The sequence below is a fragment of the Paenibacillus sp. NMA1017 genome, from assembly GCF_058895805.1.
On record NZ_JBZXYR010000003.1, the window covers coordinates 479,737 to 497,761 of the forward strand.

The window sequence follows — 18,025 nt, forward strand, 5'->3', positions numbered from 1 at the left end:
CGTCAGGCCAGCTCTTCCTGAATGATCTCTGTTTTTAGACCTTTAGCACTGGTAATCGTAATGCTGATCGCATCATAGCCGTTCCGCTTGGCCTCTTCAAAATTGCATCGTTCGCCATTGATCAGCTCTAACTGTCCACTTTCATCCACATCATCTGCAAACTCGTCATCCCAATCCACATTATAAAAGGCAGTCAAGCTTACCTCGAAAGTATCTTCACCATCTTCGTCCAGATAGGGCAGCAGGGGAGTGCGATTGTTCTGCTGCTCCTTGGTATAAACTTCGCATAGCAGAGCATCGTAACCATGGCGGGTTCCGTCAAAAATCACGAGTTGTTCCCCTGTGACTGCATCTTCTGCAATAATGAGCTGGGGGGCAAATTCAGTCGCAGCGATCAGCTCATCCATAAGTTCTCCATAATAAAAAATGTGGAATTTCGTTTTCCCTGCCTGTGAACGAAGCGTACCTGTCCACTCCTGCTCGACCCATGCTTCCGGGTTTTCGGGTACAACCCAACCCTCCAAATAAGCCGGTCCCTGCTTAGCATTATGTATTTCTGTCATCAGTAGGCCTTCCTTTCTGCTCGTAAAGTAGTTCAATTACCTGATTAAAAAACGTTGCAAAGTCTGTTGCCACCAGATACAAATGTCCACATTCGTCCTGCTCTGCAATATCATAGTTCAGTTTGTCATCATAAGCATGAAGATGTGTGCGGTCCCAGTAGTACACATACGGGGTGTATTCATTACATGTCAGAACGTAAAAATTGTCGCCCGCATCTGCACCAATCAACAAAGCGCTCTCGACATGATTGATTTCATCCAGAAATTCATCATTAATCGCTAGAAGGTCATGATTTTTGTTGGATACCTCATATCCGAAAAAACAAGTCAAATCAATGTCTCCGTTATCCACTCGATCGAAGGGCACATTGCAATAAAAAGGGGCGGCTACATAAAATCCGTTATATTGTGAAAGAAAACGTTTATAGCCAGTGGGCAATATACGCTGTATCTGTTCCTCCAATGCTGCGATCTGGGCAGGCAAAAGCCCTGATTCAATTGCGAATGACATCAACAACCAGCCTCCTTGATCCTAGTAACATAGATCTCTTTTTTGGAAATGAGACGACGCAGCGGTGCATCATTGTGAGATCATGTCATCGATAGGGTGACAATTTTGTTGTCCTCATCCACATCTACCTTCACATTCACTCCCAGCTTGTCTTTAAACAGCTTACTGATATTGATATAGTCATCCTTTACCGCACGGCTTGAACTACCGGTTGTGCGAGTCATCCCAGCGGTAATGATGGAACGGACGTATGTTTTATCGAGCTTGGCCTCAGGATTATAGGTATAAATCATCTGTTCCTGCTGATTGTAATAATGGGTTAATTTCGTGTAGTCGTTAGCATTCTCATACTGCTTTTCCTCACGCACATACTCGGGATGATCCATGGTGTAGTGGACTCCTCCGTCCAGAAAAGGATTTTCCTTGGAGGGTCGGAGTTCATATTGTCCATAGGCTAGTTGAAACAGATACTCTGTGCCTGAGCCCTCCGCCTGATAGTAGAGCTGACGATCGTCCCCTTTTTTATCTATAGCCGTATAGCTACTGATTAAAGGCCAGGCATCATACTTTTTATCCTTAACCTCAATGGCAAGCTTGTAATGTACAAGCACCTTTTCATTTTGAAATAATCCAAAGCTGCTCATAATAAAATACGCAGGCACACATATGATTCCGATAATCAATATGAATATAAATATTCTTACACGCATAAGTAGAGTGATTCTCCTTTGGTTGTCGATTATGTGGACAGCTCATGTTGGGCAGATGCGCCGAATTGCCTCATGTTGCAATAATTGCTCCAGCGCATGTTGTGCGAAGGGCATGTTTTTATGTGCGCGAAGCAGTGCAAAAGCGGCCCCCTTGACTAAGATATATGTATCACTGCGGATCAACTCTCATGTCTGTAGTTCGATAAAGCTTCTTCCGGTCCGCCACCCTCCAGCAGTACCATAACCGCATAGGAGATCGTATCAATCCAATCGTCAAGGGTGTTGATCTGCTCTATGGTCAGCAGGTTGTTACGCTGCAGCATACTATCAGGATACAATGCCCACGCCCGTGTATATTGGCAAATCCCCCACAGAGCGGCAATCAGCTCCCGTTCTACGGATGGTTTCTCCAACTCATCTGCCAGAACTTCAATGATGGTCATCAGCTCATGAAAGTTGTCCTCGATCAGTTCGCCTTGGAAGGGACGGAGCATTCCTAAAAATCCGCCTTGCATTTTGGGATGCTCCAGATCTTCATGAATAAAAGAATGACAGCGTAACAGCTCGCGAGCCTCCTGTTTATTCATTCAGTTCCTTAATCTCTGCCTGGATACCTCTGCATAGAAAGCTACCTGACAGTCCCGACAATGCATCAATATCAACGACCATGTCTGCTTCTTCATAGCGGAAATCAAGCTGCAAGATGATGTTTTCTGTTTCTACAGGAGTTAATACATGCTCTTTGGTTTCCAAAAATGTAAAAGTCACTGCATAGCGTGGAACGTCTTTTGCTGGAGCTTCAGGGATCACAGTTGCCTCAGCCGAAGGCTCCAGATCCGGTGATTTAGGGACAAGCACGCTAGCGTAGGATAGCTCAATCGTCAGCGTAATCTGGTCTTTCGTCATATTAGCAGCCGTAATTCGGTCATAATGAAAGGGAGGGAAATAGCCGAGCTTCTCGACAATGCTGTCCGCGCCTTGAATAGAAACGGTTGGAGAGAAGGCCAGTTCCAGTCCGATGGACCCTGCCAATTGGTCTTCATATTCTGGATTGATACGGATAAGGGCCTGTTCTGGCTCTACTTTCAAAATCGTGCCTATAAAATACTGTTTGCCATGGATCAGAACAATATCATGCGGAACGAACGGCAATGCTCCCCCAGCTTGATAATGAATGAGATATTCGTTTTCTTTTTTTTCAACGTTGTGAACTTGAATTTGCATAAATTGCAGCCTCCTAGGGTTAATGGGGTGACGTATTGTTTAAGTGTGACGTAAAGGGTACGGAGTCCACGATTGAAAAACATACTTCATATCCGGGGTATCCTGTTCGAGCATAAACGGAAGAATATCCATAATAGCGCGTGCTTTACTGCCAGCATAAAAGTTGCGCGAGCTATGTAACAGTTTGTTTGCCTTTATTAACTGGCTGAGCTGCAGCATAACGTCTTCCACGCTTGTTCGGTCAATACGTTCATAAACGTCCTGACGGATCGAAACAAGCATCCCGCAATTGTTGGGAGATTGACCCATAGGGTCATTGGACAAAAGAATGTATATTTCCGGCGTTGTCCCTTTGGTATATGACTTACCAATTCTTATACCATAATATATGACATGGTGATTGAATTCACCTTTTATATGGACTGTGGTCCTGTTCATTAAAATCGTTTGGAAACCAGTTCAACTTCGCGTATACTAGGAAAGTCATATATGGAACGGCCTGAGCCGCCTTGCGGCCGTATGTTGAGTTACATGAACAGATTCAACGATAACGGATATGCTCCCTTCCTGAAAAGGGGAGAATGAGAACCGATACAAAAATGGGAATTCTGAACTATGGAACGATAGATGTCATATGGCACATGAACCTATTTTACGTGACACATATTGAATACAGATAAGGGAAGTGAATACCACTTGAAGAATTTTGCAGCATTAGGCGTAGAGCAGCATTGGGTAGAAGCCTTGAAAGAACAGGGGATTTCATCCCCAACTCCTGTACAGCAGGAGTCGATTCCACTGTTAATGGAAGGTCAGGATGTTATCGCCGAGGCACATACGGGAACCGGAAAGACGCTTGCGTTTTTACTGCCGATTCTACAGAAGTTGAATTTGGACAAGCGACACCCACAGGCGCTCGTGATTGCACCTACGCGTGAACTGGCGCTCCAGATTACGGAGGAAGCAAAATGCTTGGCTGCTACGGAGCCGAGTTTATCTCTGCTAGCTGTTTACGGAGGACAGGACGTGGAGCGTCAGCTTCGTAAACTAAAAGGCGGTGCACAACTGATTATTGGTACACCTGGGCGACTGCTGGATCACCTGAGACGTGGCACGCTGGATCTGGGTGGCATTAAAATGCTGGTCCTGGACGAAGCCGACCAAATGTTACACATGGGCTTTTTGAACGATGTGGAGACGATTCTTCAGGAAGTTCCTTACCGGAGACAGACGATGCTGTTCTCCGCTACGATGCCAGCCGGTATTCGCAAGCTGGCTCGTGTATATATGAACGAACCTGTAGATGTCAAAGTGAAATCCGCTTCTTCCGTTCCGGTGAGCCAAATCCGTCAGGTCGTTGTGCAAACGACAGACCGTGGTAAGCAACAGGCATTGGTGGATATGCTGAATACGGATCGTCCGTACTTGGCTGTTATTTTCTGCCGTACGAAGCGCCGGGCTGCCAAACTGAACGAAGAGCTGCAAGAGATGGGCTTTGAGAGCGGTGAGCTTCACGGAGATTTGTCCCAGAACAAACGGGAGCAAGTGATGAAGGCGTTCCGTGAAGCGAAACTCCAATTGCTCGTAGCGACTGATGTAGCTGCGCGCGGCCTGGATGTAGAAGGTGTCACGCATGTTTTTAACTATGACATGCCGCAGGATGCCGAAAGCTACATCCACCGCATCGGGCGTACCGGCCGTGCCGGAGGCAAAGGTGTGGCGGTGACGCTCGCTACGCCAAGGGATATTCCAGAGCTTCGGAACATCCAGAAAGTTGCTGGTGTCACATTCACCAGCAGTGAGGGCGGCGGACAGCGTAGACCTGCTTCCGATACGGCTGAGCGGCAGGGTCGAGAACGCCGCTCGGGCAGAAACGACCGCCGTTCCTACGGCGGCAACGACTCCGGCGGTGGACGCCGGGGCAGCGGCCGCGAACAGGCGGGCCGGCGTGACAGTGCAGGCGGTGAACGTCGCTCTAGCCGCGGCAGTAGCGAGCGCAGCGGATATGACCGCAGCAGTGGTGGTTCTGCACGCGGAGGCCAAGGCCGCTCGGCAGGACAAAGCAGTGAGCGCGGCGGATATGACCGCAGTAGCGGCGGTTCCGCACGCGGAGGCCAAGGTCGCTCGGCAGGGCAAAGCAGCGAGCGCGGTGGGTATGACCACAGCAGCAGTGGTTCCGCACGCGGAGGCCAAGGCCGCTCGGCAGGGCAAAGCAGCGAGCGCGGTGGATATGACCGCAGTAGCGGCGGTTCCGCACGCGGAGGCCAAGGTCGCTCGGCAGGGCAAAGCAGCGAGCGCGGTGGATATGACCGCAGCAGCAGTGGTTCTGCACGCGGAGGCCAAGGTGGCCGCGGTGGACAAGCCAAAGGCGGCCCGCGTGGTAGTCAAGGACAAGGAGGCCGTCGCGGACGGTCCAGATAGATAAAACAGAAGTATTCTCATAAGAATGCTTCACTATGGTTATCACAATAGCCCCGGGGAGGCTCATCTTCCGGGGCTATTGTAATCTTCATCCATACCGCTGAGAGAGCAGCGCCATAAGATAATTTCAAAAGATAAATTTGGAGGGGTTATACATCATGCAGGAACAGGATATGGGCAAGCGCGCCATGGTCTCAGCATGGATCAGCCTGATTAGCAACATCCTATTAACCGGCATTAAGATTATTACAGGACTTATGTTCAACAGCAAGGTGCTGGTGGCCGATGGTGTGCATAATGCCGGGGACGTGATTGCCTCTGCAACGGCACTGGGGGCGATGCGCATATCCAGCCAGCCGCCGGATGAGGACCATCCTTATGGTCACGGCAAGGCAGAAGTGATCGGTGCAAGCGTGGTGGCGGTCATATTGTTCGGAGCGGGCATATTTATCGGCTATCATTCGATTGCAGCACTGTTCGAACCGATGCCACAGGAGCATATACTGGCATTGGTGGCCGCCATTATTTCCTTGCTCTGGAAACAGTGGCTGTATATCTACACGATTCGTATCGGGAGAGCGGCCAATAGTCAGGGCCTTATTGCAACGGCAAAAGATCATCTCGCTGATGTGTACGCCTCTGGGGCTGCTGTACTGGGTATCGGCTTGGGGCTGATTGGGGAGCACTGGAGCATTTCAATCTTATCTTACGGCGACCCTATTGCCGGATTCATAGTGGCATTGCTAGTTCTGAAATTGGCGTGGGAAATGGGCCGTGAATCCATAGATGTGCTTATGGAAAAGGCGATTGCAACGGAGGAAATTGAGAGCTACGCCGCAGCCGCACTGAGTGTAGCCGAGGTTCAACGTATTGACCGTATCCGTGCCCGTGAGCACGGCCATTATATTATCGTGGATATCCGCGCTTCAGTGGATGCCTCTTTGACGATCCAGCAGGGGCACGATATTATTCGACTGATTAAGGGGGCTGTCATGAAGCGGGAACCGCGGGTTTATGAGGTGCTTGTCCATTTGAATCCTTGGTATGCGGACGACCACTAGAACAGACGGCGCGAATTGACAGATAACTTGCAGGAAGGGTATGCTTTTAAAAGCCGAACGATGATGAATAAAAGCGAGGTTACCCGAAAATATGCGAAAATTTTTAAAATGGTTAGGCATTTCTGTGACTGCGGCGGTTCTTTTAGTGGGCGGATATTATACGTATTCTATATATCATTTTACGAATCAAATTTCAGTTGCTTCCGGACAGGATTCGAAATTCAAACCGCAGGCACAAACTCAAACCAATGTACAACCTGTAGAGGTATCGCTCCCGCCAGAATGGGATGGGACAGAAAGAGTGAATATTTTGCTGCTGGGCGGCGACTCCCGTGGAGAGGATTCAGGGCGCTCTGACTCCGTTATGGTTGCTTCTATTGATCCGATTACGAAAAAGGCTACACTGATGTCGATTCTTCGGGATACGTACGTCAATATCCCAGGTCATGGGCAAAGTCGATTGAATGCTGCTTTTTCCTACGGTGGACCGGATTTGACCAGACAAACCGTGAGCGACCTGCTGGGCATACCGATTCAATATTATGTATATACTGACTTTAATGGCTTTATTGCGCTGGTTGATTCTGTGGGTGGTATTGACCTGGATGTCGAAAAAGATATGCATTATACCTCCAAGGCAGATAAACACCAGTTTGATATTGATTTGAAAAAGGGTATGCAGCACATGGATGGTAAAACAGCCTTGCAATATGTACGCTTCCGTCATGATGCGACTTCCGATTTTACGCGTACGGAGCGGCAGCGCAAATTCATTACCGAGCTTGGTGGTAAAATTCAGTCAACCTCATCTCTAATTAAACTGCCAAGTATTTTAAATAGCATTTCTCCTTATATTGAAACAAATCTGAGTACTACGGAAATGCTGCAATTGGCTTCATTAGGCTTTAATATTGATGCAACAACAGTAGCGAAGCAGCAAATCCCGCCGAATGAATTGGTGCGCGGGGAAACCATTAAGGGTGCGCAGGTGTTGGGTGTGGACGAAAGAAAGCTCAAGCGCTTCATACAGAATCTTTTTGAACAGGAGAACAAACCTGTGACCACGACGGTGGATGCTGCAACCACGACAAATGATACTCCATAACCCTCGAAAGCAAGCGAAGTTCGTACGATGACGTACAACTTTGTTTGCTTTTGTGTTTATTTGGGTATAACCTTGTATATTTTATTCCAAAAATATATCGTAACTATGAAGAACGTATACTCAATTGTTTAAAGAGAAGGGGAATGTGGTGTGGAAATAACTCCGGCATGGAAAGACCGATTCAAGAAGTTTTTTCTGAACAACAAGTTTGTGTTATTCCTGCTGGTACTGCTGCTGATCGGCTTGAATATCTTGGTGCTTACCAAAATTTCGTACATATTCACACCTGTCATGGTGCTGCTGAAAACGATCATTCTCCCTGTCATTTTATCCGGCGTGTTGTACTATCTGTTCAATCCGTTGGTTGATGCACTGGAGCGTAACAAGGTGAAACGAATATACTCCATTATCGTACTGTTTTTGCTCATTATAGGGGTTATTGCGATTGTGGTTACATCTGTGGTACCTGTAATCCGCGATCAAATACAGGGGCTTATCCAGAATTTCCCTGCCTATAGCGAGCAAGTACAACGACAATTCGAGAAACTGATCGGCAGCGATTTTGTAAACCAGTTCCAGAACACCATTCAAATTAATCCATCCGAGCTGGCCTCCAAAGCTTCTGAAAAGTTATCTAGCTTTATTAATAATGCATGGACGGGTGTGGGCAGCTTTTTGGGCGTGATTACAGAAACGGTACTTGCGATTGCCACGGTTCCATTTATTCTGTTCTACTTGCTAAAGGATGGACATAAGCTGCCACAGTTTATCCTGAAAATGCTCCCGCCTATGTTTCGTAAAGAAACAGATCGCATTATGACCGAGATGAATCATCAGGTCAGTTCATATATTCGTGGACAGATTATTGTCAGCTTCTGTATTGGAGCGCTATTGTATATTGGTTATCTAATCATTGGGTTAGACTACTCTCTGACGCTTGCAGTCATTGCATCCTTTACGAGCGTTGTTCCCTACTTAGGTCCCGTCATTGCCATTACACCTGCGTTAATTGTAGCCTTGGTCACCTCACCGATTATGTTGCTCAAAATGGTTATCGTATGGACGGTAGTACAGCTCATTGAGGGTAAATTTATTTCTCCACAAATTATGGGCAAATCTCTTCGAGTACATCCAATCACGATTATCTTCGTTATTCTAACCGCAGGCAATTTGTTTGGTGTGGTGGGAATTGTACTGGCGGTTCCGGGGTATGCTGTCTTGAAAGTAATCGTTACACATCTGTATAGCTTCTTTAAAAAGCGTTCGCATCTCTATGAGGCGGATAAGGAGAACGCAAGTCTTTACGAAAAATAAAATTTTTCACTATAAAATTAATGTGGGCCCCTCTTGGGTAACTGTGGCTACGCGTGCTATAATTAATGCCTATCCTTATTCCTAAATAGAAAGGTCAGACTTTTATGATAAAACTCAGCATTCTTGACCAATCTCCGGTATCGGAAGGCATGACGCATGCGCAGGCATTACAAAAGACCGCTGAGCTTGCTATAGAGGCGGAACGCTTGGGTTATCATCGTTTTTGGGTATCAGAGCATCATTCTGCCGCAAATCTCGCTGGGTCCAGCCCGGAGGTACTGATTTCACATCTGGCCGCCCGTACCCGGGCCATTCGAGTGGGGTCGGGTGGGGTGATGCTGCCTCATTACAGCGCTTATAAAGTAGCGGAAAACTTTCGTGTGCTGGAGGGATTGTATCCGGGACGCATTGATTTAGGTCTGGGACGGGCGCCTGGAGGAATGCCCATTGCTACCAGAGCCCTGCAAGAAGGCAAAATGCGAGGTAGTGTAGATCTATACCCTGAGCAGTTGGATGACCTGTTAGCTTATTTACATGACAGCACAGGCAATAATCACCGTTTCGGTTCGCTACAGGCGATGCCGCTTATAGAAACTGTACCGGAAATGTGGTTGCTCGGCTCCAGCGGTGATAGCGCAGGTCTGGCAGCCGAGCGTGGCGTGGGCTTTGCGTTTGCGCAGTTCATTAATGGTGAAGGCGGCACAGGTGCTATGAAGGAATACCAGGAAAGCTTCCAGCCTTCCCAGCATAGTGACCAACCGCGTTCGCTTGTTGCTGTATTTGCAATCTGTGCGGATACCGAAGAGGAGGCGAATCGGTTGGCTTCCAGTATGGATTTGTCTCTTGTACTATTAGAGCAGGGAATGCGCTCTGCTGGAACACCTTCCGTCGAAAAGGCACTGGCGTATCCGTATACGCCGTTTGACCGGATGCGTATTCGTGAGAATCGCAAACGTATGGTGGTCGGTTCGCCCGAACAGGTGAAGCGTCAGATTGAGCAATTAAGTAAGGACTATAATGCACAGGAGATCATGGTTGCGAGCATTATTCACGACTTTGATGCCAAAATGAAATCTATACGTCTCATGGCTGAAGCATTTGGACTGTCTTCTGTACAGTCATAATGCGATTTGCCGGATTTAAAAGATCACAGCTTTGAAGAGCTGTGATCTTTTTTTGAATTTTTTGAGGGAATATTGGGTGATAGGCACTGTATGATATAGGAAATATACCAGTTAACACTTGATAATGATTATCAATATCTTTATTATATAAAGATAGAATGAAGTTTTGATGAAAGTCGTGCGTTAAGCCCGTGACTATATATATTGGATAAGGGAAAGGGATGATTCCAAATGTTTCGTCTGAAAACGGCAAATCTGGATATTGCTTATGAAGATCGATTGATTGTAGAAGATCTGAACGTAGAAATACCGCAAGGGAAAATCACAGCCTTGGTGGGCGCAAATGGTTCTGGCAAGTCCACCATTCTGAAGACGATGGCTCGCATCATGAATCCTAAGGGCGGCAGTGTTCTGCTTGACGGTAAATCCATTCATAAGCAATCCACCCGGGAAGTAGCTAAGCAGCTGGCTATTTTGCCGCAAAATCCGACTGCACCGGAAGGATTAACCGTGACGGAACTGGTATCTTACGGACGTTTTCCCTATCAAAAAGGTTTTGGTTCCATGAAAGCGGAAGATCGCAAAATGGTAGAGTGGGCCATTCAAGTAACGGGAATGAGCGAATTCCACGATCGTCCGATTGATCAGCTTTCTGGCGGTCAGCGTCAGCGTGCCTGGATTGCTATGGCGCTTGCGCAGGATACGGATATTTTGTTTCTGGATGAGCCGACGACATTTTTAGATATGGCGCATCAACTGGAAGTGCTGCATTTGCTAGAGTATCTAAATACTTCGGCGGAGCGCACCATTGTTATGGTCGTACATGATTTGAACCATGCCGCCAGATATGCTCAGCATATGATTGCGATCAAAAAAGGGAAAGCTGAGGCAGTAGGAGCTCCAACTGAGGTCATGTCTCCTGATGTGCTGCGCGAGGTGTTCGGGATTGAGGCGGATATTGTGACAGATCCTCGTACAGGTGTACCGCTCTGTCTGCCGTACGCTTTGGCTGGACAGCCTGCGGTAAGCCAAGCAGTACAAGAACTGAATGTGGATGAGAAGCAGCCCGTGGGTTCTGTTGCTGAGCGCCGTGATGCTAGACCACAAGTAGCGGCAAGGGGTTAAAGAGGACATACCATGAAACCACTGGATTACGATCAGCTTGAGCAACTAGCGAACATAGTGAGGGTCACGCCGGAGGATGCAGTATATTCCGGGCCAGTGGCCGAATGGCTTGAACCAGAGAAGATCCGCTCTGTGATGGAGTATTACGGCGATCTTCTACGTGCTGAAGACGATTTAACCGCAGCCGTTTATTTTGTGAATCAGTTGCGTGGCCTCGTGTTTGCGCAGCATTTTATGGTGTCACTGTGTGAACGCCGTTTGGATCTGTCTGTTTCTAATCTCAGATTTCATATTTATTTTGAAGGTCAATATCCCTCTATTAGCCTCCAGGTCGTCGACTTAACAGAACTGGACAATACGTGGAACAATGGGGATCACCGTTCTTCCAAACAGGCTCAGCAAGTGTTACGTGACTTTTACAGTTTGCAGATGCGGCCCATATTGGAAGCAATTGCTACAGTGGGGAGCGCATCTATCGGGCAAATGTGGGGACAGTTTCCGTTGGCATTACTGTATTTTAAGAATAGAGTACAGCCGACGTTGACTGATCCTCAGGATGTGGAGCGCTTTGAACAAGATTATATGTATGTGACTCGTGAACTTGAGGGAGAGATATTCGGGCGTAAAAGAAACCCGTTTACGGTTCGTCTCGTTGAATTGGACAATCCTTACCGCCCTGGTGAAAATACCTACATGAAACCTTCCTGTTGCCAATATTACAAGACAGGTGGAGGCCAGCGGTATTGTTATACTTGCCCCAAAATGTCCGCTTCCGAACGCGAAGAACGCAGACTCGAAGTGGTGGCATCACGGTAAAGTCTCTGTGGATGTTGGCATGTCCGTCACGTTTTGGTTAAAATAGGTTATGTAACCTAAACCAAGCGACACGAAGGAGGATGCTGTATGTCTGTCTATTCACATAATGCCGTAACACCAGCGAATCAGGAGGTTTCTCTGAATACTTACACCGGTAAGGTGCTGGTTATTGCGAATACCGCCAGTAAATGCGGACTTACCCCGCAATATGGGGATTTGCAAAAGCTTTATGACGAATATAAGGATCGGGGATTAGTTGTATTAGGCTTTCCTTGCAACCAATTTGGCGGTCAGGAGCCTGGCAGCAGCGAGGAAGCGGCTGAATTTTGCCAACTGAATTACGGGGTTAGTTTCCCGGTATTCGCCAAAGTGGACGTCAACGGACCGGATACAGCGCCTCTGTTTGAATATTTGAAAAAGCAGCAGCCTGGAGAACAGGAAGATGGGACAATTCAGTGGAATTTCACGAAATTCATTGTGAATCGTGAAGGTGTACCTGTAGGTCGTTTTGAACCGAAGGAGTCACCAGAAGCGATGAAAGCAGCCATTGAGCAATTGCTATAGTAGCTTTGCCTTAACTCCAGAGTATATGTTTAAAAAGGTCTGATTTCCGGGATGTCTCCGGGAAGCGGACCTTTTTTTGTTCTCTACATGTGCATTTGTCTAAGGGTGGTCGCATCACGTGAAAGTCGATTCCAAGGGCATAATCAGGGGGCTTACAGGGAAAACTGAATGAAGCAAAAAATATTTCAGTAAACCGTTGATCTCGTATATCCTTTCTTTTTTAAATGTGGACAAATTGTGAATATCACAAAAAGCTATTGTAATGTGAAAAATATCACACTATAATAAGCGTATGAAGTGAAATAAATCACAAACGCAAACGCGCTATTTACGTGAAACTATTCACAATTATTATACATTTTATGCCCACACACCAAGGAGGAATTTAACATGAAAGTAGCAGTTATCGGATGTACACACGCAGGCACGGCAGCTATCGTCAACACAGCTAAATGTTATCCAGATGCAGAAATTACCGTTTACGAGCGTAATGATAATATTTCCTTTTTATCTTGTGGTATTGCGCTGTATGTAGGTGGTGTCGTCAAAGATCCACACGGCCTGTTTTATTCGTCTCCAGATCAACTGTCTGACCTGGGTGTAGTGACCAAGATGCTTCATGAGGTAACGAGTGTAGATACGGCAGGCAAGACGCTGCATGCACGTAATCTCCAAACAGGTGAAGAATTTACAGACACATTTGATAAATTGATTGTGACCACAGGATCGTGGCCCATTATTCCGAAGTTGGAAGGCATTGAACTTGATCATATTTTGCTCTGTAAAAACTATAATCATTCCAATGAAATCATTGAGAAAGCCCAACACGTACAGAACATTACAGTCGTCGGAGCTGGATACATTGGTGTTGAACTGGTAGAAGCTTTCCAAATGAACGGTAAAAACGTAACCCTGATCGACAGTGCTGATCGTATATTGAATAAGTATTTGGACCGTGAGTATACAGACCGGATTGAAGGTTCCCTGAAGGAACATGGAATTAAGCTGGTACTTGGCGAGACGGTGAGTCGTTTTGAGGGTACGAACGGTAAGGTGAGTAAAGTCGTGACCTCTAAAGGAGAATATGAAACAGAGCTTGTTATTCTCTGCATCGGTTTCCGACCTCAAACGGATCTGCTCAAAGGTCAGGTAGATATGTTGCCTAACGGTGCGATCATTGTGGATAATTATATGCAAAGTAGCTGCCCGGACGTGTTTGCCGCAGGCGACAGTTGTGCAATCCGCTATAATCCGACAGGCAAAACGGCTTATATCCCTTTGGCAACCAATGCAGTTCGTATGGGTACACTGGTAGCACGTAATCTGGTACAACCAACCATTGCCTACATGGGAACCCAAGGAACATCGGGTATCAAAATTTACGAAGACAATATCGCAGGAACAGGCATGACGGAAACGGCGGCAACGGACGAAGGCATGACTGTAGAAGCTGTAACCATTGAAGACAGCTACCGGCCTGAATTTATGCCAACCTCCGAAAAGGTATTACTGAAAGTGGTATATGAGCAGGAGACACGAAGAATTTTGGGTGCTCAAATTATGTCGAAGGTGGATTTGACTCAATCCATTAACACGCTATCCGTAGCGATTCAAAATCATATGACCATTGACCAGTTGGCCTTTGTCGATTTCTTCTTCCAGCCGCATTATAACAAGCCTTGGAATTTCCTGAACGCGGCAGGTTTACAAGCATTGCCTACCATATCCGAGCGGAACCCAGTTACTGTATAATTAGATTTGTCTGTGACATTGTTCATAAGTTTGTCAACAATCTGAGGCGTACGGATGAATCCTTATAGTACAATATAGAGTAGCATAAGGATCAGGGGGGAAGTAGCTTATGGGTTTGTTTTATATCCTTTTTCTTGTAGTCGTGGCGCTGGCAGGCCTCGGTGGAGTTATTTGGTTCTTGAGAGCAGTTGAAAAGGAAGAATACAATTAAATGTAAAGCGCGTAGTAGCGCAGTAGCTGTAATAATACAGAAAGACAGTCCTTTTTCCAAGGGCTGTTTTTTTATAGCTAAGAAAGTGATTTTTTTCACAAACATAATCACTGATTTTAAATAAAATATGAAAGAAGAATATTTTAGTGAAAAGATATTAAAGGAGCGGGGACATATGGCGAGCTATAAACCGGGGCAAATTGCTGAAAAGACGGTGGAAACAGGAGTGGCCAAGGCGAACAACCCGTGGACTGTGGCGGTGGTACTGGGATTTTTGGCAGGTGCATTTATTGCACTCGGGTTTTTGCTGGATATACGTGTTATTGCAAGTGCGCCTAAAGAATGGGGAAGCATTGCCACCTTTATTGGAGCTGCGGTGTTCCCCGTAGGTCTGGTATTAGTTTTGATCGCCGGCGGAGAATTGCTGACCGGCAATATGATGGCGGTCCCTTTGGCGAGATGGGCAGGACGGATTAAGACAGGAGCCATGCTTCGTAATTTGGCGATTATTACGCTCAGTAATTTTGCAGGTGCGTTATTCGTTGCATTTTTCTTTGGGCATGTGCTGGGTTTGACAGAAACGGGCCCTTACTTGGACAAAGTGGTGGATATGGCAGGACATAAGCTACATGAAAGCTTTTTGCAGTCTTTTATATCGGGTATAGGATGTAACTGGCTCGTAGCACTGGCTGTATGGCTGGCTTATAGCACAGACTCAATTGGCGGCAAAATTATGGGGATTTGGTTCCCGACCATGGCCTTTGTCGCTATTGGATTTCAGCACGTTGTTGCCAATATGTTTCTCATTCCGGCGGCTATTTTTGCAGGCCACTTTTCATGGGCAGATTATGTTATGAACTTCATTCCGGTCTGGTTGGGGAATTTGGTAGGAGGTAGCCTGTTTGTGGCTGGAGCCTACTGGTTGGCCTATTTGAAAAAACCTCAAGCCAACGCACATCCAGTGAGTGAATCTCCAACTACTTCTTCGGTTGCACATCAAATCCGTTGAGTGATCCTGCTTAATTACGGTACTTTAAACAGCAATGAACAAAGCAAATCCGCCATGACAGGCCCGGGGGAACGAAACCTGTCATGGCGGATTTTTTTGGGAGTGGTCCATGATTTGGCATGGAGGATGAGTGTGCTCTCGTCCCATAATGCCTTGATCTCTTTTACCCTCGGTAAGATATGATGAAACAGGATGTTGAAAAAAATTATGATTCTTAGAAAATCCGTTTTGCTCTATGCAGCAGACGGATTTTTTAATATTTTGGAGAGCGGCTGTGTGGGAAAATCCTTCTCTTGCCATAGGCCAAAGCTGTGGATATGATAAGATCAGTGTAATTTTTGGAAACGGTAACGGAAAGGAGCATCAACACTATGGATCATCGCAATAGCGCGCCTCCTGAGGCCACGCTTCAACAAGACTTACAAAGGGGACAGCGGATGACGGAGCAGCAGGACGGTATTTTTTCGGCTGTATGCCCGTTAGATTGCCCGGATACGTGTGGGCTCCTGCTTCACAAGGAAAATGGAAAGATAGTCAAGGTGACTGGGAACCCGGATCATCCTATTACCAAAGGGGCTATTTGCAACAAAGTTCGCAATATGACGGAGCGGGTATATGATCCTGATCGGGTGCTCTATCCGTTGAAGCGTATAGGCCCCAAAGGAGAAGGAAAGTTTGAACGAATTAGCTGGGAGGAAGCGGTCGATACCATTACAGGTCGGTTCAAGGAGCTTATACGTACGGACGGACCGGAATCTATTCTCCCCTACAGCTTTTATGGCAATATGGGCGTATTGAGTGTGGATGGAATGGATCGCCGATTTTTTAATGCGCTGGGTTCAAGCCAACTGGATCAGACGATATGCAGCGTGGCAGGGAATGAAGGCTGGGCGTCTGTTATGGGTTTTAAGGGCGGCACCAGCCCGGAGGACACGGAGGATGCAGACCTCATCATTGTGTGGGGTGGAAATGTCATTAGCACCAACATGCATCAGGTCGTTTTGGCTGAGAAAGCACGTAAAAAAGGTGCTAAGGTGGTCGTTATTGACGTTCATCGCAACCGGACGGCGCAATGGGCGGATTGGTTTATTCCGTTATATCCGGGGACCGATGCGGCGCTTGCGCTGGGTGTTATGAATGTGCTGTTCGCTCAGGGACTGACGGACGACGAATTTTTACATCGCTACACGGTAGGTCATGAGGAACTGCGCGAGCATGTTAAGACATATACACCAGAGCGAGTTTCGCGGATTACCGGCGTGCCGGAAGCGGATATTATCCGTTTGGCGGAAATGTACGGAACTGCGCGAGCAGCGTATATCAATATCGGTAATGGGCTTCAGCATCATGATAATGGCGGTATGAACGTACGTGCGGTTACATGCTTGCCTGCGCTCACTGGACAATGGCTGAAGCACGGCGGGGGAGCGTCACGCTCTAATGGCGCTTATGGCAAGTTTAACGGCGCCAATCTGGCGCGTCCTGATCTGCGACAGAACCCGGATGCCCGGATGATCAACATGAACCGGATCGGAGAAGCGCTGCTACAGAAGGAACAGCCGATTAAGGCGTTATTCGTATACTGCAGTAACCCGGTAGTTGTAGCTCCCGATTCGGAACGGGTGACTAAAGGATTTGAACGAGAGGATTTGTTCACAGTCGTTCATGACCTGTTTCTTACCGATACGGCCCGTTATGCCGATATTGTGCTGCCTGCAGCGTCTTCCTTTGAAGGTACAGACCTATATAAATCCTACTGGCATCACTATGTCCAGATGCAGAAACCGGTCATTGCTCCACTCGGGGAAAGCAAAAGCAATTATGAGCTGTTCAGCCTGCTCGGACGGGCTATGGGCTTTGACGAAGCTGCCTTTACAGAAAGTGAAGAGGACATGATCGCAGGCGCGCTTGATAATCCAACGAACCCTTATCTCAACGGTGTAACCTTGGAAGCCTTGAAAGAATCACCTTTTGTAAAGCTCGATATGTCGCCAAAGGCCACTTATTTGGATCGTTTAACCACGCCTTCAGGCAAGATTGAGCTATATTCGGAAAAAATGAAACAAGCAGGTCTGCCTGCGATGCCTTCATATGTGCCGCTGATTGAAGGGTACGACGGAGAGCATCGACCGCAAGCGGACGAGCGGTTTCCGTTAATGTTTATTTCACCGCCAAACCATAATTTTCTGAATTCTACTTTCGCTAACTTGCCCAAGCATCAGCGACTGGAGCGGGAGCCCTTGCTACAAATTCACCCGGAGGATGCTCAGACAAGAGGCATCGCGGATGGGGAACCGGTTACTGTATGGAATGATCGAGGTACGTATGAGCTGAAAGCCAAAGTCACCGATCTGATGCTGCCCGGTACAGTGATTAGCCAGGGATTATGGTGGGAGGGCAAAGGACGCAGACAGCGTGCCAATGTGTTAACCTCTGATCGCCTGTCAGATATGGGACAGGGGGCTACTTTCTTCTCAACGGTGGTGAATGTGAAGCGCCAATGAGATTAAGCCTT

At 47.1% G+C, this 18,025-nt stretch carries 17 protein-coding genes; 11 read left to right on the plus strand and 6 right to left on the minus strand.

From position 1 onward, the window contains the following. Nucleotides 1–2: 2 nt before the first annotated feature. The 6 genes from AC5ELV_RS10955 to AC5ELV_RS10980 all read right to left on the minus strand — a co-directional run bounded on the left by AC5ELV_RS10955 (nucleotide 3) and on the right by AC5ELV_RS10980 (nucleotide 3,332). On the minus strand, nucleotides 3–563 hold the full coding sequence (locus AC5ELV_RS10955) for a hypothetical protein (protein ID WP_493430198.1): 561 nt from the start codon (nucleotides 561–563) through the stop codon (nucleotides 3–5). Then, nucleotides 547–1,074: an SMI1/KNR4 family protein gene (locus tag AC5ELV_RS10960; protein WP_493430199.1), complete on the minus strand. Its 528-nt coding sequence runs from the start codon at nucleotides 1,072–1,074 to the stop codon at nucleotides 547–549. The genes AC5ELV_RS10955 and AC5ELV_RS10960 overlap by 17 nt, the downstream gene beginning before the upstream one ends. Nucleotides 1,075–1,154: 80 nt before the next feature. Further along, nucleotides 1,155–1,784, minus strand: coding sequence for a hypothetical protein (locus tag AC5ELV_RS10965; RefSeq protein ID WP_493430200.1), 630 nt, complete (start codon nucleotides 1,782–1,784; stop codon nucleotides 1,155–1,157). A 179-nt stretch (nucleotides 1,785–1,963) separates the two neighbouring features. After that, entirely contained in the window at nucleotides 1,964–2,371 is a 408-nt protein-coding gene (locus AC5ELV_RS10970) for a hypothetical protein (protein WP_493430201.1), read from the minus strand. Then, nucleotides 2,364–3,008: an immunity 50 family protein gene (locus AC5ELV_RS10975; protein WP_493430202.1), complete on the minus strand. Its 645-nt coding sequence runs from the start codon at nucleotides 3,006–3,008 to the stop codon at nucleotides 2,364–2,366. Before AC5ELV_RS10975 ends, AC5ELV_RS10970 begins: the two co-directional genes overlap by 8 nt. A gap of 39 nt (nucleotides 3,009–3,047) precedes the next feature. Beyond that, nucleotides 3,048–3,332: a hypothetical protein gene (locus tag AC5ELV_RS10980; protein ID WP_342427363.1), complete on the minus strand. Its 285-nt coding sequence runs from the start codon at nucleotides 3,330–3,332 to the stop codon at nucleotides 3,048–3,050. A 372-nt stretch (nucleotides 3,333–3,704) separates the two neighbouring features. On the opposite strand from AC5ELV_RS10980, the gene AC5ELV_RS10985 reads away from it, so the two are divergent. From AC5ELV_RS10985 to AC5ELV_RS11035, 11 genes are all read left to right on the plus strand, one after another. Then, nucleotides 3,705–5,429, plus strand: coding sequence for a DEAD/DEAH box helicase (locus AC5ELV_RS10985; protein WP_493430203.1), 1,725 nt, complete (start codon nucleotides 3,705–3,707; stop codon nucleotides 5,427–5,429). Between the two features lie 158 nt (nucleotides 5,430–5,587). Further along, a complete protein-coding gene (locus AC5ELV_RS10990; RefSeq protein WP_493430204.1) occupies nucleotides 5,588–6,490 on the plus strand; it encodes a cation diffusion facilitator family transporter in 903 nt (300 codons plus the stop codon). A gap of 91 nt (nucleotides 6,491–6,581) precedes the next feature. Next, nucleotides 6,582–7,595: an LCP family protein gene (locus tag AC5ELV_RS10995; RefSeq protein WP_493430205.1), complete on the plus strand. Its 1,014-nt coding sequence runs from the start codon at nucleotides 6,582–6,584 to the stop codon at nucleotides 7,593–7,595. A gap of 150 nt (nucleotides 7,596–7,745) precedes the next feature. Next, on the plus strand, nucleotides 7,746–8,909 hold the full coding sequence (locus AC5ELV_RS11000; RefSeq protein ID WP_493430206.1) for an AI-2E family transporter: 1,164 nt from the start codon (nucleotides 7,746–7,748) through the stop codon (nucleotides 8,907–8,909). Nucleotides 8,910–9,013: 104 nt separating this feature from the next. Then, nucleotides 9,014–10,033, plus strand: a complete 1,020-nt coding sequence (locus tag AC5ELV_RS11005; protein WP_493430207.1) for an LLM class flavin-dependent oxidoreductase — start codon at nucleotides 9,014–9,016, stop codon at nucleotides 10,031–10,033. A 231-nt stretch (nucleotides 10,034–10,264) separates the two neighbouring features. Next, a complete protein-coding gene (locus AC5ELV_RS11010) occupies nucleotides 10,265–11,158 on the plus strand; it encodes an ABC transporter ATP-binding protein (protein ID WP_493430208.1) in 894 nt (297 codons plus the stop codon). A 12-nt stretch (nucleotides 11,159–11,170) separates the two neighbouring features. Beyond that, nucleotides 11,171–11,974 carry a hypothetical protein gene (locus AC5ELV_RS11015; RefSeq protein ID WP_493430209.1) on the plus strand — a complete coding sequence of 268 codons (804 nt, stop codon included), beginning with the start codon at nucleotides 11,171–11,173 and terminating at the stop codon, nucleotides 11,972–11,974. An 87-nt stretch (nucleotides 11,975–12,061) separates the two neighbouring features. Then, nucleotides 12,062–12,538 (plus strand): glutathione peroxidase, encoded by a 477-nt coding sequence (locus AC5ELV_RS11020; protein WP_071558123.1) that lies wholly within the window; start codon nucleotides 12,062–12,064, stop codon nucleotides 12,536–12,538. Between the two features lie 390 nt (nucleotides 12,539–12,928). Continuing rightward, nucleotides 12,929–14,290, plus strand: coding sequence for an FAD-dependent oxidoreductase (locus AC5ELV_RS11025; protein ID WP_493430210.1), 1,362 nt, complete (start codon nucleotides 12,929–12,931; stop codon nucleotides 14,288–14,290). A gap of 386 nt (nucleotides 14,291–14,676) precedes the next feature. Continuing rightward, entirely contained in the window at nucleotides 14,677–15,510 is an 834-nt protein-coding gene (locus tag AC5ELV_RS11030; RefSeq protein ID WP_493430211.1) for a formate/nitrite transporter family protein, read from the plus strand. A gap of 371 nt (nucleotides 15,511–15,881) precedes the next feature. Further along, a complete protein-coding gene (locus AC5ELV_RS11035; RefSeq protein ID WP_493430212.1) occupies nucleotides 15,882–18,014 on the plus strand; it encodes a molybdopterin-containing oxidoreductase family protein in 2,133 nt (710 codons plus the stop codon). Nucleotides 18,015–18,025: the final 11 nt, after the last annotated feature.